This window comes from Streptomyces sp. NPDC047841 (assembly GCF_040704085.1).
GTDB lineage: Bacteria > Actinomycetota > Actinomycetes > Streptomycetales > Streptomycetaceae > Streptomyces > Streptomyces argyrophylli.
This window is the reverse complement of sequence record NZ_JBEYRP010000010.1, coordinates 49,818-69,189: the sequence shown is the minus strand read 5'-3', so window position 1 is coordinate 69,189 and position 19,372 is coordinate 49,818. Positions and strand designations below refer to the sequence as shown.

15 protein-coding genes are annotated in these 19,372 nt (G+C 72.2%); 4 read left to right on the top strand and 11 right to left on the bottom strand.

Features of this window, described 5'->3' with window-relative positions:
- Positions 1-126 precede the first annotated feature (126 nt).
- A complete protein-coding gene (locus AB0947_RS17845) occupies positions 127-1,014 on the top strand; it encodes an SDR family NAD(P)-dependent oxidoreductase (RefSeq protein ID WP_366751272.1) in 888 nt (295 codons plus the stop codon).
- Positions 1,015-1,046: 32 nt separating this feature from the next.
- On the opposite strand, the gene AB0947_RS17840 is transcribed toward AB0947_RS17845, so the two are convergent.
- The 6 genes from AB0947_RS17840 to AB0947_RS17815 all read right to left on the bottom strand — a co-directional run bounded on the left by AB0947_RS17840 (position 1,047) and on the right by AB0947_RS17815 (position 7,304).
- Positions 1,047-2,180: an NAD(P)/FAD-dependent oxidoreductase gene (locus AB0947_RS17840; RefSeq protein ID WP_366751271.1), complete on the bottom strand. Its 1,134-nt coding sequence runs from the start codon at positions 2,178-2,180 to the stop codon at positions 1,047-1,049.
- Between the two features lie 188 nt (positions 2,181-2,368).
- Positions 2,369-3,367 (bottom strand): type I glyceraldehyde-3-phosphate dehydrogenase, encoded by a 999-nt coding sequence (gene gap / locus AB0947_RS17835; RefSeq protein ID WP_366751270.1) that lies wholly within the window; start codon positions 3,365-3,367, stop codon positions 2,369-2,371.
- A gap of 122 nt (positions 3,368-3,489) precedes the next feature.
- Positions 3,490-4,446 carry a helix-turn-helix domain-containing protein gene (locus tag AB0947_RS17830; RefSeq protein ID WP_366751269.1) on the bottom strand — a complete coding sequence of 319 codons (957 nt, stop codon included), beginning with the start codon at positions 4,444-4,446 and terminating at the stop codon, positions 3,490-3,492.
- Between the two features lie 66 nt (positions 4,447-4,512).
- Complete coding sequence (locus tag AB0947_RS17825) at positions 4,513-5,697, bottom strand: cytochrome P450 (RefSeq protein WP_366751268.1); 1,185 nt, start codon at positions 5,695-5,697, stop codon at positions 4,513-4,515.
- 52 nt (positions 5,698-5,749) lie between these two features.
- Positions 5,750-7,105: an FAD-dependent oxidoreductase gene (locus AB0947_RS17820; protein ID WP_366751267.1), complete on the bottom strand. Its 1,356-nt coding sequence runs from the start codon at positions 7,103-7,105 to the stop codon at positions 5,750-5,752.
- Positions 7,095-7,304: a ferredoxin gene (locus AB0947_RS17815; RefSeq protein ID WP_366751266.1), complete on the bottom strand. Its 210-nt coding sequence runs from the start codon at positions 7,302-7,304 to the stop codon at positions 7,095-7,097. The genes AB0947_RS17820 and AB0947_RS17815 overlap by 11 nt, the downstream gene beginning before the upstream one ends.
- 531 nt (positions 7,305-7,835) lie before the next feature.
- Here AB0947_RS17815 and AB0947_RS17810 point away from each other — a divergent pair.
- Together AB0947_RS17810 and AB0947_RS17805 are read left to right on the top strand one after the other, a co-directional pair.
- Positions 7,836-10,220, top strand: a complete 2,385-nt coding sequence (locus AB0947_RS17810) for a phosphoketolase family protein (protein WP_366751265.1) — start codon at positions 7,836-7,838, stop codon at positions 10,218-10,220.
- A gap of 206 nt (positions 10,221-10,426) precedes the next feature.
- Entirely contained in the window at positions 10,427-11,302 is an 876-nt protein-coding gene (locus AB0947_RS17805) for a universal stress protein (protein ID WP_366751264.1), read from the top strand.
- Positions 11,303-11,359: 57 nt separating this feature from the next.
- On the opposite strand, the gene AB0947_RS17800 is transcribed toward AB0947_RS17805, so the two are convergent.
- On the bottom strand, positions 11,360-11,569 hold the full coding sequence (locus tag AB0947_RS17800; protein ID WP_366751263.1) for a hypothetical protein: 210 nt from the start codon (positions 11,567-11,569) through the stop codon (positions 11,360-11,362).
- Positions 11,570-11,756: 187 nt separating this feature from the next.
- Positions 11,757-12,185: an NAD(+)--rifampin ADP-ribosyltransferase gene (gene arr / locus AB0947_RS17795; protein ID WP_366751262.1), complete on the bottom strand. Its 429-nt coding sequence runs from the start codon at positions 12,183-12,185 to the stop codon at positions 11,757-11,759.
- 210 nt (positions 12,186-12,395) lie between these two features.
- On the opposite strand from arr, the gene AB0947_RS17790 reads away from it, so the two are divergent.
- On the top strand, positions 12,396-13,313 hold the full coding sequence (locus AB0947_RS17790; protein ID WP_366751261.1) for a LysR family transcriptional regulator: 918 nt from the start codon (positions 12,396-12,398) through the stop codon (positions 13,311-13,313).
- A 49-nt stretch (positions 13,314-13,362) separates the two neighbouring features.
- Here AB0947_RS17790 and AB0947_RS17785 read toward each other — a convergent pair whose 3' ends face one another.
- From AB0947_RS17785 to AB0947_RS17775, 3 genes are all read right to left on the bottom strand, one after another.
- Positions 13,363-14,646 carry an SGNH/GDSL hydrolase family protein gene (locus tag AB0947_RS17785; RefSeq protein ID WP_366751260.1) on the bottom strand — a complete coding sequence of 428 codons (1,284 nt, stop codon included), beginning with the start codon at positions 14,644-14,646 and terminating at the stop codon, positions 13,363-13,365.
- Positions 14,647-14,812: 166 nt separating this feature from the next.
- Entirely contained in the window at positions 14,813-17,227 is a 2,415-nt protein-coding gene (locus AB0947_RS17780) for a glycoside hydrolase N-terminal domain-containing protein (protein ID WP_366751259.1), read from the bottom strand.
- Between the two features lie 110 nt (positions 17,228-17,337).
- The gene (locus AB0947_RS17775) at positions 17,338-19,209 is read right to left on the bottom strand and encodes a carbohydrate-binding protein (RefSeq protein ID WP_366751258.1); all 1,872 of its coding nucleotides are present in this window, start codon (positions 19,207-19,209) and stop codon (positions 17,338-17,340) included.
- Positions 19,210-19,372: the final 163 nt, after the last annotated feature.

Below are 19,372 nucleotides of genomic sequence, written 5' to 3'. Positions count from 1 at the left end.
ACGGCGGCATCGTCCACCACGCGAGCCGCCGGCCGGCGAGACCCCCGTCGTCCATGACGTTCCCGCATACCGGCCGTGCCGGACTCTCGTTGGACGCACCGTCGTGCGCTTCCTAGCGTGGCAGGCATGAACGCACCCCGTATCGCCCTGGTCACGGGCGCCAACCAAGGACTCGGCCGCGCCCTCGTCGACGGACTGGCGGCCCGCATGGACGCGGACGACCTGGTCCTGCTCACCGGCCGCAGCCGCCGGCGCGTGACGGACGCCGCACGCGAGGCCGGCCGGCTGCCCGGCACCCGCGCCCGGGTCGAGGGCCGGGTCCTGGACGTCACCGACACCGACGCCATCGCGCGCCTCGCCGAGGAGCTCCGGGTCCGGTACGGAGGCGTCGACGTCGTCGTCTCCAACGCGGTGACCCGCGTACTGCCCGAGGAGTCACAGGCCGACCGGGCCGACGAGTTCATCGCCGTCTCCAACACCGCCACCCACGCGATCCTGCGTTCCTTCGGTCCCGTCCTGCGTCCGGGCGGACGGCTGCTCGTCGTCGCCAGCGGTCTCGGCACCCTCGGCCACCTCGACCCCCGGCTGCAGCACCTCTTCGACGGCGCGAGTCTCGACCAGGTCGAAGACGCCGTCGCGTCCTGGCGCGGCGCCGTCCACCAGCGGACCGCGCGGGAGGCCGGCTGGCCCGTCTGGCTGAACGTCCCCTCGAAGGTGGCTCAGGTCGCCGCCGTCCGCGCCGTCGCCGCCGAACGCCGCGAGAGCGACCTCGCCGACGGCACACTGATCGCCGCCGTGTGTCCCGGCATGGTCGACACGGCCACCTCCCGCCCCTGGTTCAGCGACTACAGCCAGGCCCAGTCACCGGCCGAGGCCGCCGAGGCCGTGCTCGACCTGGTCCTCGCCGACCACGTCGATCCCGCCCTCTACGGCCAGCTCGTCCGCTTCGGCGAACCCCTGGACTGGTACGACGGCACACCCCCGGTGGAGCAGGACCGCATGCTCACGCCCTGAGTGAGCAGGACCGCCGAGCGCCGGCCGACGGCTCACGAGGTCAACGCGCCTCCGGTGAACAGGGCGAACAGACCGTGGGGCGTGTCGGCGCCGAAGAGGAGCTCATAGAGCCGGGCGCCTTCGGCGGCTGCCTCGGCGCCGCGCGGGAACATGGCCCGCTCGTACTCGACGAGGGCGGCTTCCGTGTCGCCGGGGTGCGCGGCCAGGGCCTCGCCGAGTTGCGCGCCGTCGTACAGGGCCAGGTTGGCGCCTTCACCGTTGGGAGCCGACAAGTGGGCTGCGTCGCCGATCAGGGTCACGCCTCGCACCCGGTCCCAGCGGTGCCCCATCGGCAGGGCGTACAGGGGGCGCAGGGTCGGCGCAGTGTCACTGTCGGTGATCAGTGCGGTGAGCTCCGGAGCCCATCCGTCGAACTCCCGGGCGATCCGCGCCGCGGCCGCGGTGGCGTCGGTGACGTCGATGGCGGCGAACCAGTCCAGCGGCCCGGTGAGCGCCACATACGTGTGCAGGGTGTCGCCCTTCTCGCGGTGGGCCTGGATGCCCTTGCCCGGGGCGAGCGCGAACATCGACCCGCCGCCGACCGCCTTCGCGGCGGCAGGGTGCCGGGTGTCGCTGTCGAACAGGTAGGTCTCGACGAACGACCTGCCGGTGTACTCGGGCACCGCATCGGAGAGCAGCGGCCGCACGCGTGACCAGGCGCCGTCCGCGCCGACCAGCAGGCTGGTGACGGCCACCGTCCCGTCGGTGAAGGCGACCTCGTGGCGCCCCTCACCGCAAGGACGGACGCCGCGGACCTTGTGCCCCCACCGGACGGTGCCGGCCGGGAGCGAGTCGAGCAGGATCTGGCGCAGCTCGCCGCGCTGCACCTCGGGGCGGCCGCCCGTACCGTCGTCGGCCTCGTCGAACAGGACGGTCCCGTCCGGGTCGAGGATCCGCGTCGCCTGGCGGCCCTCCAGGACCAGGCCGCGGAACTCGTCGGTCAGACCGGCCGCCCGCAAGGCGACTTGGCCGTTGTAGTCGTGGATGTCGAGCATCCCGCCCTGCGCGCGGGCCATCGGTGAGGCCTCCGCCTCGTAGACCGTGGACGGGATGCCGTGGACGTGGAGGACGCGGGCGAGGGTCAGTCCGGCAAGCCCGGCGCCGATGATCGTGACGTCAGTGGTCATGGTGGTTCCTTGCCTTTCCGCACGTCTGCCGGATGGGCACCCGGCAGGATGGGGGAAAGGTCTCAGACGCCGCCGACGTCTCGCCGACACGCCGCCGACAGAGGACCGACAGCCCCGGCAGCGGAACGGCACCGGCCCCGTCACCGGCCAGCCGGGGCACCGCCGGCCGACGTCCCGCCCTCACCGCGTCAGCGGGTGGCGAGGAGCTCCAGGGTGTCGATCACCCGGTTCGAGAAACCCCACTCGTTGTCGTACCACGCGACCACCTTGATGTGGCGGCCGTCGACGCGGGTGAGGGCCGAGTCGAAGATCGACGACGCGGGGTTGCCCGTGATGTCGGACGACACGAGCGGGTCGTCCGAGTACTCGAGGACGCCGGCGAGCGGTCCCTCCGCCGCGGCGCGGTAGGCGGCCAGCACCTCGTCGCGCGTCACGTCGCGGGCGACGGCCGTGTTCAGCTCGACGATCGAGCCCACCGGCACCGGTACCCGGATCGAGTCGCCCGACAGCTTGCCTTCGAGGCTGGGCAGCACCAGGCCGATCGCCTTGGCGGCGCCGGTCGTGGTCGGCACGATGTTGATGCCGGCGGCCCGGGCCCGACGGGCGTCACGGTGCGGGCCGTCCTGGAGGTTCTGCTCCTGCGTGTAGGCGTGCACGGTCGTCATGAACCCGTGCTCGATACCGGCGAGTTCGTCGAGGACCGCGGCCAGCGGCGCGAGCGCGTTGGTGGTGCAGGAGGCGTTCGAGACGATCGTGTGCACGGCCGGGTCGTAGGCGTCGGTGTTGACCCCGAACGCGAGCGTGACATCGGCGCCGTCCGACGGCGCGCCGACCAATACCTTCTTCGCACCGGCGTCGAGGTGGGCGCCGGCGGCCTTGGCCGAGGTGAAGCGGCCGGTGGCCTCCAGGACGATGTCGACACCGAGTTCGGCCCAGGGCAGCCGCGCCGGTTCCCGTTCGGCCAGCACCGTGATCCGCCGGCCGTCGACGACGAGGGCGTCGCCGTCGACGGTCACCGGGCGGCCGAGCCGGCCGGCCGTGCTGTCGAAGGCGAGCAGCCGGGCGAGTGCGGCGGGCTCCGTCAGGTCGTTGACGGCGACGATCTCCAGGGCGCTGTCGCGCTCCAGCAGGGCGCGCAGCACATTGCGTCCGATGCGGCCGAATCCGTTGATGGCGATGCGAGTCATGTGTGGTGTCCCTTCCTTTCGCCACCAGCCTCGTCCGCGGGCCCTGCCGCCGACAGTGGCGGGATCGCCACGGTTCACAAGGATCCCGCCACGACGCGCCGGCGGGCACGGTGCCCGGTGGGTCACTCGCCCCGGGTGAAGGTGCGCCGGTATTCGCTCGGAGTGGTGCCGAGGATGCGCTGGAAGTGCAGCCGCAGGTTTGCGCCGGTGCCGAGCCCGACGTCGGCGGCGATCTGCTCGACGCTGCGTTGCGAGCGTTCGAGCAGTTCGCGGGCCAGGTCGATGCGGGCGCGCATCACCCACTGCATCGGCGTGTAGCCGGTCTCCTCGACGAAGCGCCGGGAGAACGTGCGGGGCGAGACCCCCGCCTGCCGTGCCATGGTGTCGAGGGTGAGGGTCTCACCGAGCCGGTGCAGCGCCCACTCGCGGGTGGCGGTGAACCGCTCGCCGAGCGGCTCGGGGACGCTGCGCGGCACGTACTGCGCCTGGCCGCCGCTGCGGTAGGGGGCCGCGACCAGGCGCCGGGCCGCGTGGTTGGACGCGGCCACACCGAGGTCGCCGCGCAGGATGTGCAGGCACAGGTCGATGCCGGAGGCGGCGCCCGCCGAGGTGAGGACGCTGCCCTCGTCGACGAACAGCACGTTCTCGTCGACCCGGACGAGCGGGTGCCTGGCCGCGAGCGCCCGCGTGTAGTGCCAGTGCGTCGTGGCCCGCTTGCCCGCGAGCAGACCCGTGGCGGCGAGGGCGAAGGCGCCGGTCGAGATGGCGGCGAGCCGCGCGCCCCGGTCGTGAGCGGCGATCAGCGCGTCGATCACGGCTCGCGGGGGGTCCTCGCGGTCCGGGGACCGGTAGCCGGGGACGAAGACGATGTCGGCCCACGCGAGCGCGTCGAGGCCGTGGGCGACGTGGTACGCGAGGCCGTCGCCGCCGGTCACGAGACCGGGTGCCGCCCCGCACACCCGCACCTCGTACGGCATGCTCGCGCGGGTGGTGAAGACCTGCGCGGGAATGCCGACGTCGAGCGGCTTCGCGCCCCCGAGCACGAGGACGGCGACGCGACGAAGGCGGGAGGGCGGCACAGCAAGAGGTTACGCCGAGCGGCACACGTGCCCGCCACCTGTGCCGCGGGCGTCAGGCCGCTCGCCTCACAGCTGGAGGGGCAGGTGGCGGGGGCCGCGGAGCATGGCGTTCTGACGGTAGGGCGGCGGGTCCTGGACCAGCCGCGCGGTGCCGAGGCGGGGGAGCAGGGCGCCGAGCGCGGAATAGGCCTCGATGCGGGCCAGGGGGCCGCCGTAGCAGAGGTGGATGCCGCTGCCGAAGCCGAAGTGCTGGTTGTCCGGACGGGTGGGGTCGAACCGGTCGGGCTCGTCGAACCGCTTGGGGTCGCGGTTGCCGGAGGCCAGCACCAGGACGACGGACGCGCCTTCCGGCAGGGTGGTGCCGGCGATGCCGACGTCGGCGCGCGGGAGGCGCTCGCGCATGTGGACCGGGGGCTCGAAACGCAGCAGCTCCTCCACCGCGCGGGGCAGCAGGTTCGGTTCACGGCGCAGCAGGTCGAGCTGGTCGGGCCGGCGCAGCAGGGTGAGCGCACCGTTGGTGATGAGGTTGACCGTGGTCTCGTGCCCGGCGATGAGCAGCAGGATCGCCGTTTCCGCGAGTTCCTCCCGGCTGAGCCGCAGCGCCGGGTCGGGCTCGTTGACGAAGGCGGAGAGCATGTCGTCGCCGGGTGTGCCGCGGCGCTGTTCGGCGAGGTTCACCAAGTAGCCGCCCATCTCCGTCTGCGCCTGTTCACCGGCCTTGTCGGTGTCGGTGGTGTCCGTGCCGGGCCTGACGTCGGCGGCGGCGACGAGGGCGTCGGACCAGGCCCGGAACAGGGGCTCGTCCTCCCGGGGCACGCCGAGCAGACGGCAGATGACCGTCACGGGCAGCGGGTAGGCGAAGTCGTCGACGAGGTCGATCTGCTCGCCCGCCCGCAAGGAGGCCAGCAGTTCCTGGGTGATCCGGTCGATCTCCTCGCGCATGCCGTCGACGCGGTGCGGGCTGTGGGGTGGGCCGAAGGGCCGCATGGCCAGGGTGCGCAGTCTGTGGTGTTCGGGGTCGTCGAGCCGCAGGAACGGCAGTTGCCGCGCCTCCGCGCCGGGGGTGCGGGGGTCGACGCTCATCCGCGGGTCGTGCAGCAGGGCGGCGATCTCGTGGTAGGTGCCGACCAGGTAGCTGCCGTCGGCCTGCGGGACCACGGGACCGGCCTCGCGGAGTTCCGCGTACAGCGGGTACGGGTCGGGGCGGCTGGAGTAGTCGGTGATGCGTGCCAGGAGGGTCTCGGAGGCCATGGCGGCTCCTCGTGGTCGAGCGGGACGTGGGCTGCACCACGGTCGGAGTGGGCTACACCACGGTCAGCCGGCGGTCGGGCAGGTGACCGGTGAGCGCGACGGTCGGGCCGTGGGACAGCACCGATGGGTCGGGCACGTCGGAAGGGATCGTGACGTCGGCCGCGATCGCGCGGTCCGCGGCGCCGGGCGGGGGCGGGAACGCGGCGGCCGTCTCGATCAGGTGCCGGTAGTAGTCGAGCGACTTGGCCATGTCCACGGTGACGGCCGCGGTGACCCGGCCCTTGTACCCGTAGACCATGGCGAGACGGCGCGCCTCCAGCGAGCCCTGGGCGATGACCACGTGGTCGGAGTAGGTGGGCACACCCACGGACTTGATGTTGAGTCCGAACTGGGTCGACCAGAACACCGGGACGGCCAGGTGCGGGCGTTGCAGGGGGCCCGGGTTGACCATGTTGTGGGCCGCCACCTCGGCCTGCTCGACCGCGTTGCCCCAGTGTTCCAGGGACAGCAGCTGGTAGCCGAACAGCGGGTGCGGGAAGCGGGAGACGTCGCCCGCCACGAAGACGTCGTCGGTGACGATCCCGTACATGTTGAAGGCGCGGCACCCGGCGTCGCACGCGATCCCGCGCGGGCCCGCCGCGAGCCCCGAGTCCGCCAGCCATTCGACGTTGCGGATCGCTCCCAACGCCGCGACGCACACGTCCGCGTCGACCCGGCTGCCGTCGGACAGCTCCGCACCGGTGAAGGCCCCGTTGCCGTTCAGGGCGGTGACCGTCACGCCGGTGCGCAGGTCCACGCCGTTGTTGCGCTGCATGACGGCCGCGAGCTTCGACAGGGTGCCGCCGAGTGCGCCGACCAGCGGAGCGGGGCCGCGCTCGGTCACCGTCACCTGCACCCCCAGCTCCCGGCAGGCCGAGGCGATCTCCGAGCCCGTGAAGCCGCCGCCGATGACCAGCACGCGCTCCGGCCCCTCGGCGAGCCGCTCGGCCAGCCCCGCGCCGTCCTCACGGGAACGCAGGGTGAACACCCCGTCCAGCGCGGCCTCCTCCTTGTGGGGCCAGGGCCGCGCGCGGGTTCCCGTGGCGATCAGCACCCGGTCGTACGGCAGTGACTCCCCGTCTTCCAGCAGTACCCGCTTCCCCAGCAGGTCCAGGCCCGTCGCGCGGACGCCCAGCCGCCACTCGGCGTCCGGATCCCGGCGCATCGGCAGCTCGGTGGTCTCCGCCGTCGCCTGCCCGAGCAGCACCTGCTTGGACAGCGGCGGACGGTCGTAGGGTACGTGGGGTTCGTCCCCGACCACGGTCAGTGAACCGGTGAAGCCTTCCTCACGCAGCGCTTCCGCGGCCCGCAGGCCGGCCAGCGACGCACCGACGACGACGATGCGGCCGTCCTTGAGGTCAGCGGGCACCGCTGCTCACCTCTTCGCCCACGAGTATGGCCTGGACCGGGCAGGCCGCCGCGGCCTGGCGCACGCGTTCCTCCTGGTCCTCGGGTACGGCCGTGGCGTAGAGAAGGCCTTCCTCGCCGTGCAGCTCGAACACGCCGGGTGCGAGGAACACACACTGTGCGTATCCCTGGCAGCGCGTGAGATCGACAACGGTCCGCATCTTCACTACCTCCTCCGCCGTCCCAACCCCCCTCACCTCCAGCATGGGCGGAGACCCGTCGGCCCGCACGGTGACCACTTCGGGGGCGCCGCCGGTGTGACGTCACTCCAGGACGCAGGGCGGCGCTGACCGCGACGCGTCGGGTGAACTCCCGGCGAGCAGTGCCCAGTTGGGTGCCCGTGCGACTGATCTCCCCGGCGCACAGGGCGACATGGCCGGCGCACGGCCGACGGCTCCGGTCGGTCCGCCGACCGGCAGACGCGGGTACGCGCCGGGCGCTGCCGCGAGTCCGCGGCTGCTGAGCGTTTCGACCCCCCTCGGCGGGCGGGGGACCGGGCCGCGCCGCCGGCCGGCCACCGGGGTGGTCCGATCGGGTGGCTACGGGGGCGGTCAGGTCCCACGGGAGCGCCCGCTGTGCCGCCGGTGGCCCGAACGGCCCTGTCGGGAACCCGGGCGTCGGTGGAAGGTGGTCGTGCAGAGGCCGAGACGCACGAAGCCCCCGAACGCCGTCCCGACACGAAAGGCATCCGGATGTCCGCCGACACGCACACGGCGCCCGCCGAACTCTCGGACGAGGAGCTCGCCTCCCTGGACGCCCACTGGCGCGCCGCGAACTACCTCGCCGTCGGCCAGATCTATCTCATGGCCAACCCCCTGCTGAGCGAGCCGCTCCAGCCCGAGCACGTCAAACCGCGGCTGCTCGGCCACTGGGGCACCTCACCCGGCCTGAACCTGGTGCACACCCACCTCAACCGCCTCATCAAGGCCCGCCGCCTGGACGCGCTGTGCATCTGGGGCCCCGGACACGGCGGCCCGGCCGTGCTCGCCAACTCCTGGCTGGAGGGGTCGTACACCGAGACCTACCCGGACGTCACCCGGGACGCGGCCGGCATGGCCCGGCTGTTCAAGCAGTTCTCCTTCCCGGGCGGGGTGCCCAGCCACGTGGCCCCCGAGACCCCCGGCTCCATCCACGAGGGCGGTGAACTCGGCTACTCCCTGTCGCACGCCTACGGCGCGGCCTTCGACAACCCGGACCTGCTGGTCGCCTGCGTGATCGGCGACGGCGAGGCCGAGACCGGGCCGCTGGCCGCCTCCTGGCACTCCAACAAGTTCCTCGACCCGGTCCGCGACGGCGCCGTACTGCCGATCCTGCACCTGAACGGCTACAAGATCGCCAATCCGACGGTGCCGGCCCGGATCCCGGAAGCCGAACTCGACGAACTCCTGCGCGGCTACGGCCACGACCCCGTCCATGTCACCGGTGACGACCCGGCGGCCGTCCACCGCGCCATGGCCGCGGCGATGGACCACGCGGTCGACCGCATCGCCGGCTTCCAGCGTGCCGCCCGCGAGGACGGGGCCACGGACCGGCCCCGCTGGCCCGTGATCGTGCTGCGCACGCCCAAGGGCTGGACCGGTCCCGCCGAGGTGGACGGAGTGCCGGTCGAGGGCACCTGGCGCGCCCACCAGGTGCCGCTGGCCGCCGTGCGGGACAACCCCGAGCACCTGCGGCAGCTGGAACAGTGGCTGCGCTCCTACCGCCCTGAGGAACTGTTCGACGAGCACGGCACCCCCCGCGCACACGTGGTGGCGTGCATCCCGGAGGGTGCCCGGCGGCTCGGTGCCACTCCGCACGCCAACGGCGGCCTCCTCGTGCGGGAACTGCCGCTTCCGCCCCTGGAGAGGTACGCCGTCGAGGTGGACAAGCACGGCGCCACCCTGCACGAACCCACACGTGTCCTCGGCGACATGCTGGAGGACGTCATGCGGGCGACCACCGACCGCCGCGACTTCCGGCTCGTCGGCCCCGACGAGACCGCCTCCAACCGGCTCCAGGCCGTCTACGCGGCCAGCGGCAAGGCCTGGCAGGCCGCCGTCCTCGACGTGGACGAGCACCTCGACCGCCACGGCCGGGTGATGGAGATCCTCTCCGAGCACACCTGCCAGGGCTGGCTGGAGGGCTACCTCCTCACGGGCCGGCACGGGTTGTTCTCCTGCTACGAGGCCTTCGTGCACATCGTGGACTCGATGGTCAACCAGCACATCAAGTGGCTGCGCACCACCCGCCGCCTGTCCTGGCGCGCTCCCGTCGCCTCCCTGAACTACCTCCTCACCTCCCATGTGTGGCGGCAGGACCACAACGGCTTCTCCCACCAGGACCCCGGGTTCGTGGACCACATCATGAACAAGAGTCCCGAGGCCGTACGGGTCTACTTCCCGCCGGACGCGAACACCCTGCTGTCCGTGGCCGACCACGCCCTGCGCAGCCGCGACTACGTCAACGTGATCGTGGCGGGCAAGCAGCCCTGCTTCGACTGGCTGTCGATGGAGGAGGCGAAGGTCCACTGTGCCCGGGGCGCCGGCATCTGGGAGTGGGCCGGCAGCGAGGACGGCACGCGCGAACCGGACGTGGTGCTCGCGTGCGCGGGTGACGTGCCGACCCAGGAGGTTCTCGCCGCGGCCCAGTTGCTGCGCCGGCACCTGCCCGGCCTGGCCGTGCGCGTGGTCAACGTGGTCGACATCGCCCGGCTGCTGCCGAGCGAGGAACACCCGCACGGCATGAGCGACTTCGAGTACGACGGACTCTTCACGGCCGACAAGCCGGTGATCTTCGCGTACCACGGCTACCCCTGGCTCATCCACCGCCTGGCCTACCGCCGTACCGGGCACCGCCACCTGCACGTGCGCGGCTACAAGGAGATCGGCACGACGACCACCCCCTTCGACATGGTGGTCCGCAACGACCTGGACCGCTACCGCCTGGTCATGGACGTCGTCGACCGCGTCCCCGGCCTCGCCGTCCGCGCGGCCGCCGTACGCCAGCGCATGGAGGACGCCCGCCAGCGCCACCACGTCCACATCCGGGAACACGGCATGGACCTGCCCGAGGTCGCCGACTGGACGTGGGACGGCTGAGCCGCCTCGCGACAGGGCCCCGGCGCAGCGTCGCCGGGGCCCTCTTCCGGTACGTCACCGGTGTGCCGCCGGCCGGCGCACGGCTCCCCGTCGCCCCCGGAGGCGGTGCGGGCAGCCGTGGAGCGGGTGAGGGACCATGAGGTTGTGGCACGGCGCCCTCGCGGTGTGCCGGGCGACAGGCGGCCCCGGGAAAGGCGGTGGGGACGATGACCCTCCCTCTGGTCGTGGGCGTCGACGGATCGGAGCCGGGCCTCGTCGCGGTCGACTGGGCCGTGGACGAAGCCGCCCGCCACGGTCTGCCGCTCAGGCTGGTCCACGCCTCCCTCTGGGAGCGCTACGAGGCCGGCCTGTCCCCGGCGGGTCCGGACCGGCCCTCCGAGCAGGTGATGGCCGAGGACGTCCTGGCCTCGGCGGCCGACCGGGCGCAACGACGCAACCCGGATGTGAAGATCACCACCGACATCGTTCCGGAGGAGGCGACGGCGGCCCTGGTGCGCGAGGGCGGCGCGGCCTTCGCTCTGGTGACCGGTTCGCGGGGCCACGGCGAACTGAGGGGACTGCTGCTCGGGTCGGTGGGTGTGGCCGTGGCGGCCCGGGCCCCCTGCCCGACGATCGTGGTCCGCGGCGACCGGGTGGGCCTGGCCGGTGCGCACGGGCGGATCCTGCTCGGCCTCGGCGAAGCCGGCACCGGCGCGGAAGCGGTCCGTTTCGCCTTCCGGGAGGCCGAGGTGCGCGGCTGTGTCCTCGACGTCGTGCGTGCCGGGCGCAGGCCAGGCCATGACGAGAGCGCGGACCGGCCCTGGGCCGAAGGACCGCTCGACGCGTCCCAGGAGCGCGCCTCGGCCGTCGTCGACGCCCGGCTCACGGCCGCGACCGCCGAGTATCCGCGGGTCCGGACGCGCCCGGCGGCTGCCGAGGGACCGCCCGGCAAGGTCCTCGTGGACCGGTCGGCCGCGGCGGACCTCGTGATCGTCGGGGCCCGACGCGGGAAGGGGCACTTCGGACTCCAGGTCGGCCGTGTGGGCCATGCCCTCCTCCACCACGCCCAGTGCCCGGTCGCGGTCGTGCCCGAACGGCGGTGAACGGCCCGGCCCGGCACGCCCCGGATCGATGGTGGGAGGGGGCCGCGCGGCCCGTCCTCAGCCGAACAGGCTTCGCACCCTGATCGTCTCGACGCGCCGCCATGTGCCGCCGGGCAGCAGCATCCGCTCGCCGTCGGCGCTGTGGGCGCTCAGCCGGCCCGAACCGGCCGGCCGGGCCGCCCGCCGCCGCGTCTTCCGCGCCGAGGGCAGCGCGGGACCGCGGCCGGTCCGCTCGGCCCGCGCATCAGGTTGAGTGCGTCGGCTCATCGGCCCTCCCGTTCGCGAGCAGGGGTGGTCTCCACAACGCCGGGCCCTCGGTCGGCTCGCCGCGATGCCCGGACAGCCGTCGGCCACACACCCAGCATGCTCCCTGTATACCCGCGGGCGGGGCCGAATCGCACAACCGCGGGAGCAAGGCTCACCGGCTGGGCGGTACCCCACCCGGTGGCCCTCGTCAGTCCAGGATCGTGGCGACGCCGCGGCGGCGAAGGTCGGCCAGCCCGTTCAGCATGGCCTCGATCTGCTCGGGGGAGTGCCCGGCCCAGCCCTTGAGCTCCGACACGACGCGCACGGGCTCGCGGGTGCGATAGGAGCGGGTGGGGTTGCCGGGGAACTTCTTGTCGGTGACGTTGGGATCGTCCTCCAGCTCTCCGGTCGGCTCCACCACGTAGATCCGGGCCGGACCGTCCCCGGCCGCGAGCTCGGCGCCCCAGACGGCGGCGTCCAGGGTCTCGGACACGTAGACGTGGCGGGACGTGCGCCCCTCCTCGAAGTTGGACGCGTACCCGGGGACCAGCAGATCCCCTGGGGCCAGGGCCGCCTTCGTACCGTGCAGATAGGTTCCGGCCTCGTACACCTGGAAGGGGACAGGCGTGATGGTCATGGGCAGCTCCTCGGGGCCTGGGCTCGGGGTAACAGGAAACCACAGCGGCCGGGGGCGGGTAGGGGCCGGCGACGACCCCGTGCGCACGGCGCCGGACACGGTGTGACTAACCTGGACCCGACCGAAGATCAGGGCAGTCGATCCCATGGACGATCAGCATCCATGTGATGGATTCCCGCTGGTCAGCGCCGCATCGCAAGGGGAAGCCCCGTGAACCTGGCCCGCCTCGACCTCAACCTCGTCGTCGCCCTGCGCGCTCTGCTGGAGGAACGCAACGTCACCCGCGCCGGACAGCGCGTCGGGCTGAGCCAGCCCGCGATGAGCGCCGCCCTGGCCCGTCTGCGCCGCCACTTCGACGACGACCTGCTCGCCCGCGTCGGCGGCCACTACGAGCTCACCGCCCTCGGCCAGGTCCTCCTCGACCGCACCGCCACCGCGTACGACCTGCTGGAACGCCTCTTCGCCAGCCAGGCCGACTTCGACCCGGCCAAGGAGGTCCGCGAGTTCCGGCTCGTCGCGTCCGACTACGCCGTCGCCGTCTTCGGCACCGAACTCGCCCGCGTCGTCCACGAGGAGGCCCCGGGCATCCGGCTCCGCTTCAGCCACACCCCGGCCGGCGTCGTCGACGACACCGCGACGCTGCTCAGCGCCGCCGACGGCCTGCTCATGCCGCACGGCGTCATCAGCGACTTCCCCGCCACCGACCTCTACGACGACCGCTGGGTCTTCCTCGTCGCCCACGACCATCCCGGCGTGGACGACCGCCTCACCCGCGACGATCTCGCCCGCCTGCCCTGGGTCACCTATCAGCGCACCTACGACGCGCCCGCGGTGCGCCAGCTCGGCATGCTCGGTGTCGAACCCCGGGCCGAGGTCTCCGTCGACAGTTTCCAGCTGCTGCCCCTGCTGGTCGCCGGCACCCGGCGCATCGCCCTGATCCAGGCCCGGCTCGCGCGGCTGCTGGCACCGCTCGCCGCCGTACGCGTCGTGGAACCGCCGTACGAGGCGGTGCCGCTGCGCGAGGCGATGTGGTGGCACCCGGTCCACACCCACGACGCCGCCCACATCTGGCTGCGCGAGACGGCGGCGCGGATCGGCGGACGACTGGCCGACGCCGCCGGGGTGTGACACCGGCCCGGGGCTCCCGCCCACCCGGCGGCGGACAGCGGTCGACCGGTCAGGTGCGCAGCAGCCGCAGGTCGATCGCGTCGGCCATCGCCTTCATCCCCTCGTCGTCGGGGTGGATGTGGTCGCCCGAGTCGTAGGCCGGGTTGAGTGCCGCCGGGTTCGCGGGGTCACGCATGGTCCGGTCGAAGTCGATGACGCCGTCGAACGCTCCGCTGGTGCGGATCCACTGGTTGACGCTCTGGCGGATCCGCTCCGCGTCGGGCGTGTAGTACCCGTTGCCCTGGTCGGGCATCAGCGTCGCGCCGATGATGTTGACGTGGGCGGCGTGGGCCTGGCCGATCAGGGTGCGGTAGCCGTCGATCAGGTCCTGCGCGGTCAGCGGGCGGCCGTCCGGCCCCGCGTTGTTGCCGATGTCGTTGATGCCTTCGAACAGGATGACGTCCTTGACGCCCGGCTGGCCGAGGGCGTCGTGGCCGAAGCGCTTCAGGGCACTGACGCCCTGCCACAGGTTGGGGACGTCGGTGAGCACGCGGTTGCCGCCGATGCCGGCGTCGACGACGCTCAGTTTCTGCGGGCCCGGTCCGGAGCCCAGCCGGCGTCCGAGGAAGTCGGGCCACCGGGTGTAGGTTCCGTTCGAGGAGTGGTAGCCGTCCGTGATGGAGTCGCCGAAGGCGACGACGGTGCCCCTCGCGGTCGGTGACAGCACGTCCATCCCCGCCAGGTAGTACCAGGAGGTCGTGGTGGTGCCGAACGCGGCGGCGCTGTTGTCACCGGCGTGGTTGCCGGAGGCTATGTACGTGGTGTCGAACGCGTCGGAGTGCCAGGTCGACGTTCCCGTCGGGCCGGGTGTGTAGAGGTCGACCAGCAGGTTCTCGCCGGCGACGACCGTGATCGGGACGACGTCGCTGACCGCCTCCTCGCCGGCGGGGATCGTGACACGGCGCGAGCCGCCGAAGGTGACGTTCCGAGTGGTGCCGCGGGTCGCCTCGCCGCCGCTCGCCTGGACGGCCAGGTCCACGGTGCCGAGGTCGAGCGGCGCGGTGCCGTACCGGTTGGACAGGGTGATGCGTACGCCGGAACCCGCGACGCTGCTGTGCACCACCATGCGCAGGGTCTGGTTGTCGAAGGACGGGCCGCCGGTCGTCATGCTGGGTGACCAGGCGCTGACCCGGGTGCCCTTGGCCTGCGGCGACGATGCGGCGGCACTCGCCGCGTGCGCGGTGCTCAGCGGAACGACCGTGAGGATCATCCCGGTCACGGCGCCGAACACGGACAGCAGGGATCCGCGACGCGGCCGGCGGTCCGCCGCCGTGCCTTCTTTTTCGGGGGACATCGTTGTTCTCTCCACTCTCCGCGTCGTCCGCGGCGGGCCGGCTCCGCGGGGAGTCCGGCCCGGTCCCGTCCCCGCCGCGGGCGGACGGATTCCGGGCGGCGGGACGGTCCGCTGACGACGGGTCATCGGGGGTTGGCTCGGGGGGAAGGGGTGTGCCGCACCGGCCTCAGCCGAGGTTGTTCAGCGTGACGGACGCGCCGGGCTTGAGGCTGACCTTGCGCGAGGTGCCGCCCGCGAACACGGTCGTGTCACGGCCGCCGACGCTCTTCAGCGTCAGCTGGGTGACCTTGCCGTTCCTCCACCTGAGGTCGGCGACGAAGCCGCCGCGCACGCCGACTCCGGACACCGAGCCGGACGCCGCCCACGCGGCGGGCAGTGCGGGCAGCAGCTCGATGTGGCCCGGCCGCGAGTACACCAGCATCTCGATCATCGCGGAGGGGGTGCCGAAGTTGGCGTCGATCTGGAAGATGCCGCGGCCCTGCCCCATGTCCATGATGTCGAAGAGGTTCGGCGCGGTGCCGTTGCTGCCGCCCGCGGACGGCTTCAGGTTGTTGACGACCAGCTGGTAGGCCTTCTCCGCGTTCTTCAGCCGGGCCCAGCACAGGCCGCGCCAGGCGTTGGCCCAGCCGTAGCTGTTCATGCCGCGCGCGGTCAGCAGGGCGGTCGCGCCGGCGAGGATGTCCTTCGGGGTGGAGTCGTCCGGGCGGATCCGGTCGCCCGGGAAGAGGCCGACGAGCGGGGACAGGTGCCGGTGGGTGGTCTCACCCAGGTTGTCCGGCGACATCCACTCCTCCAGCCAGCCGGTCTTGGGACTGACCACGGGCAGGTACAGGCGCTCGCGCAGGCCGTCGACGGTCTGGCTGTAGGAGGTGTCCCTGCCGAGCACCCCGGTCGCGGTGCGGTAGTTGCCGAAGAGGTTCCACACCAGCTCCTGGGCGTACGTGATGCCCTTGGCGTCCAGCGGTCCCTGCTCGGGGGACCAGTCGCTGTCGGCGATGAGGACCTCGCGTGAGGCGCCGGAGGCGTCGGTGACGGTCGTGGTGATGAGGCGGGCCTCCCAGAACTCCACGGCTCCCTTGAGGAGGGGGTAGATCTTGTCCAGGTAGGCGCGGTCCTGGGTGTACTCGTAGTGTTCGAACAGGTTCTGGCAGATCCAGGCGTTGCCCGCCGGGTGCCACCACCAGCCGCCTCCGCCGTAGGGGTTGGTGGAGATGGCCACGGTCCAGCCGGCTATCTTCCCGCTGGAGTTGCGGTACCTGTTGTCCGGGCTGTTGAACAGCCGCCGCGTGACGTCCGTCCACGAGGGCAGCTGCGCGAGGCAGTAGTCCGTGAAGGCGTCGAAGCAGTCCGGCAGTCCGGCGCGATCGGCCAGCCAGTAGTTCATCTGGACGTTGATGTCGGTGTGGTAGTCGCCCATCCAGTCCGGGTCGTTGCCGTCCAGCCACGGCCCCTGCAGACCCATCGGCAGGACGCCCCGTGATCCGGAGATCATCAGGTAGCGCCCGAACTGGAGGTAGGCCGCCTCCAGTTCCGGGTCCGGGACGTCGTCCCGGTAGCGGGCCTGTACGCGCTGCCAGGTGTCCAGCTTGCGCTGTGCGGTGGACGAGGTGCCGAGGTCGACGGCGAGCTGCTCGAACACCGGGCGGAAGTCCGCGACGTGGGTGTGCAGCAGGGTGCTCGCGGAGTGGCCGGCCGCGTCCTGCACCTTGGTGCGTGCCAGACGCTCCGGGTCCAGGGCCGGGTCGCGGAACCCGGCGGCCGCGTCGGGCGCGTAGTTCGTGCCGCCGCTGACCACGACGGTGAGGTCCTTGCAGCCGCTGAACCTGATCGACGTACCGCTGACGGTCACCGTGCCGGTGCCGCTGGTCGCCGTGACGGCGGCGCCGTACTTCAGGCCGTTGGCGAGGGACGCCCCGAACGAGACGCGCCGCGTGCCGTCCGCGGTGGTGTGCTCGCCGTGGGTGCCGGCCAGCGTGACGGTGCCGGTGTAGGTGCCGCCGCCGAGCTGGGAGAAGTACACGACGATGACGTCGTCGGGGCGGCTGGCGAAGATCTGCCGCTGGTAGGTGACGCCGGACAGGTCGTAGGAAGCGCTGACGAGGCCCTGGGCCAGGTCCAGGGTGCGGCGGTAGTTGTCGACGGAGCCCAGGTCGTGGCCGGGGATGTCGACGGTGAGTTCGGCCAGCAGGGTCAGGGAGCCGAAGTCGTCCCGCCCGTAGGGGAACTGGCCGTCGCTCTGCAGGGTGTCGTTGGCGCCGCCGGTCCACAGGGAGGCGTCGGTGATCGTCAGCAGTTCGCTGGAGGGGTCGTTGCTCACGAGCGCTCCGAGGCGCCCGTTCCCGACCGGCAGGCCCTGCCGGATCATCGAGGTGGGGGAGCCGGGGGCCCGCCACCACAGCTGGTTCTTCGCGGCGGCGGCAGCGGACAGCATGGGCGAGGAGAGGGGGCGGGACGGGGCCGCCGACGCGGTGAAGCCCGGCAGACCGCCGAGTGCGGCGGTCGCGCCGGCGATGGCGGCGAGGGAGAGGAAGCCTCTGCGGCTGGGACGGTTGTCGCGCGATGCGGTGTGCTGGGTGTCCACGTGGTGCACTCCATGTCCGGGGAACGGCGCATGCGGGAACGACGGATGCGGGGCCGTCGGGTGTGCTGCGAGGGGGGTGGGCCCGGAGCCGTACCGGGCCCACGTGCGGGTCAGGCGGTCCTGGGGACGTCGATCCGGTCGATGTCGGGGGAGTAGTCCCAGCCGCTGTCGAACGTGATGCTGTTGGAGCCCGCCTTCAGGGCCAGTTGCACGCTGACGGTCTGGACCGTGCTCCAGTCACCGGTGGAGGGGAACTTCAGCCGGGTGCCGTTGCCGCTGTTGGAGTAGACGGTCACCGAACGGGGATCGCCGCTGACGTAGGCGACGTCGATGGTGTAGATGCCGTCCTTCTTCACCTTGATGTCGTTGAACTGCAGCCGGCTGTCGAGGTAGAGGTTGCCGACCTTCTTGCCGCCGGAGCAGGCGTCGCACGAGGCGAGGGAGGCGTTCCCGGTCAGGGTGTTGTTCCCGGACTCGGCCTCGTAGCGGGTGGTCGACAGCGCGGGGCCGCCGGGCTTGACGGTGAACAGCCGTGAGCCGTGCGCGGGCAGCGTCGCGGTGATCCTGTTCTTGTACGTGCCCAGGTTCTGGTGCTTCCACAGGTCGCGTACGGTGGCCGCGCCGGTGAAGCCGAACGACGCCCAGTCGGCGGTGACGGAGTCCGACGAGTCGCCGAGGTTGAACAGGGCGACGGTGTAACTGCCGTCGGGGTTCTTGGCTCCCCAGACCTGCTGGTCGCCCATCGGGGTGACGGGGCGTGCGACCGGCGAGCCGTTCTGGTCGACGTCGATGACCTCCTGGTTGGTCAGCAGGGAGAGTCCGTAGTCGTCCAGTCGGGTGAGGTCGTCACCGGTGAACAGGGGCGACTTGTTGATGGCCCACAGGGTCATGTAGCTCTGCCGCTCGGCAGGGGTGAGGCCGTCCATCTCGCCGTTGCCGACGTCGACCGCGTCGAGGTCGTTCCAGCCGCCGGGGCCCGCCTTGCCGCTCCACGCGGGGGCGTCGTTCCACCGGTCGTTGACCGAGTTCTCCCAGGTGACCAGGGTCTTGCAGTAACACTCCACATCGGTGTCGATGCGCCAGCCGTTGGAGTACTTCTTCCAGTCGGCGGCGTGGCCGATGTCCAGCGACCAGGACAGTTCCAGGTGCATCGGGCGGCCGGTGTCCCCGATGGCCTTGTGCCAGGCGGCGATGTCCGGGACGTTGTCGTAGTTGTCGCCGGACTTGAACGAGCCCGGACCCACGCCGTCGAGCTTCAGGAAGTCGTAGCCCCAGTCCGCGAGCATCTGCGCCTGCGAGTCGATGTACTTCTGCGCGCAGGGGTTGCCGAAGTCCAGCTTGTAGGCGCTGTCCCAGCCGTTGGTGGTGCGCAGGTCGGGGTAGACCACGTCCGCGGTGGTGCAGCCGGGGGCGTTGCGGATCGGCACCTTGCCCTCGCCGTAGGCCCCCTTCTCCAGGCCCACCGGCAGGTAGATGCCGGCCTTGAGGCCCTTGGCGTGGATGTGGTCGGCGACGGACTTCATGCCGTGGGGGAACCGGACCGGGTCCGGGGTCTGCCGGCCGTACTGGTCGAACTCGGACGTCCAGTTCTGGTCCATCCACCAGCCGGCGTCGATGTTGACGTACTCGTAGCCGTACTTCTTCAGCGTGGTGGCCAGGGCGTCCGCCTGCTTCAGCACGTTGGCCTCGGTCAGGTAGCTGTAGCTGCCGTTCGGATTCAGCCCCGGGTACTGGGAGGACTGCATGCTCCAGCTGGACCAGCCCATGTAGGGCTTGGCCGCGAGGCCGGAGGCGGCGTCGGCCGTGGTCGAGGCGGAACGGGCGGCCGGGGCGGCCGACTTGGCGGTGGCGGCCATGGCCTGATCGACGGCCGGGACCGTGGCCAGTCCGGCCGTGACGGCCAGCACCAGCGTCGCTCTGAGGGTACGGCGCGGGAAGCCGGTACGGGTTCCGCGCAGGGCTGTGTACGGGGATGACCGCATGGGTCGCCTCCTGGGGGTGGGGTGAGCGGAATTGCGGTGGTACCCGGTGGGGGCGGGCGCCGGATCGGGCGGGACGCCGGGCGCGGGCGGTCGAGTGGCGGGCCGCCGAAGCGCCGGACCGGCGGCTCTGTCCTTGCCCGGGCCGATGGGAGCCCGCTGATGC

What these genes read in the sequence shown, in the direction of transcription:
- AB0947_RS17775 (WP_366751258.1), bottom strand. Translation starts at nt 19,209, where the DNA reads ATGCGGTCATCCCCGTACACAGCCCTGCGCGGAACCCGTACCGGCTTC.
- AB0947_RS17785 (WP_366751260.1), bottom strand. Translation starts at nt 14,646, where the DNA reads ATGTCCCCCGAAAAAGAAGGCACGGCGGCGGACCGCCGGCCGCGTCGC.
- AB0947_RS17840 (WP_366751271.1), bottom strand. Translation starts at nt 2,180, where the DNA reads ATGACCACTGACGTCACGATCATCGGCGCCGGGCTTGCCGGACTGACC.
- arr (WP_366751262.1), bottom strand. Translation starts at nt 12,185, where the DNA reads ATGACCATCACGCCTGTCCCCTTCCAGGTGTACGAGGCCGGAACCTAT.
- AB0947_RS17845 (WP_366751272.1), top strand. Translation starts at nt 127, where the DNA reads ATGAACGCACCCCGTATCGCCCTGGTCACGGGCGCCAACCAAGGACTC.
- gap (WP_366751270.1), bottom strand. Translation starts at nt 3,367, where the DNA reads ATGACTCGCATCGCCATCAACGGATTCGGCCGCATCGGACGCAATGTG.
- AB0947_RS17810 (WP_366751265.1), top strand. Translation starts at nt 7,836, where the DNA reads ATGTCCGCCGACACGCACACGGCGCCCGCCGAACTCTCGGACGAGGAG.
- AB0947_RS17815 (WP_366751266.1), bottom strand. Translation starts at nt 7,304, where the DNA reads ATGCGGACCGTTGTCGATCTCACGCGCTGCCAGGGATACGCACAGTGT.
- AB0947_RS17805 (WP_366751264.1), top strand. Translation starts at nt 10,427, where the DNA reads ATGACCCTCCCTCTGGTCGTGGGCGTCGACGGATCGGAGCCGGGCCTC.
- AB0947_RS17825 (WP_366751268.1), bottom strand. Translation starts at nt 5,697, where the DNA reads ATGGCCTCCGAGACCCTCCTGGCACGCATCACCGACTACTCCAGCCGC.
- AB0947_RS17800 (WP_366751263.1), bottom strand. Translation starts at nt 11,569, where the DNA reads ATGAGCCGACGCACTCAACCTGATGCGCGGGCCGAGCGGACCGGCCGC.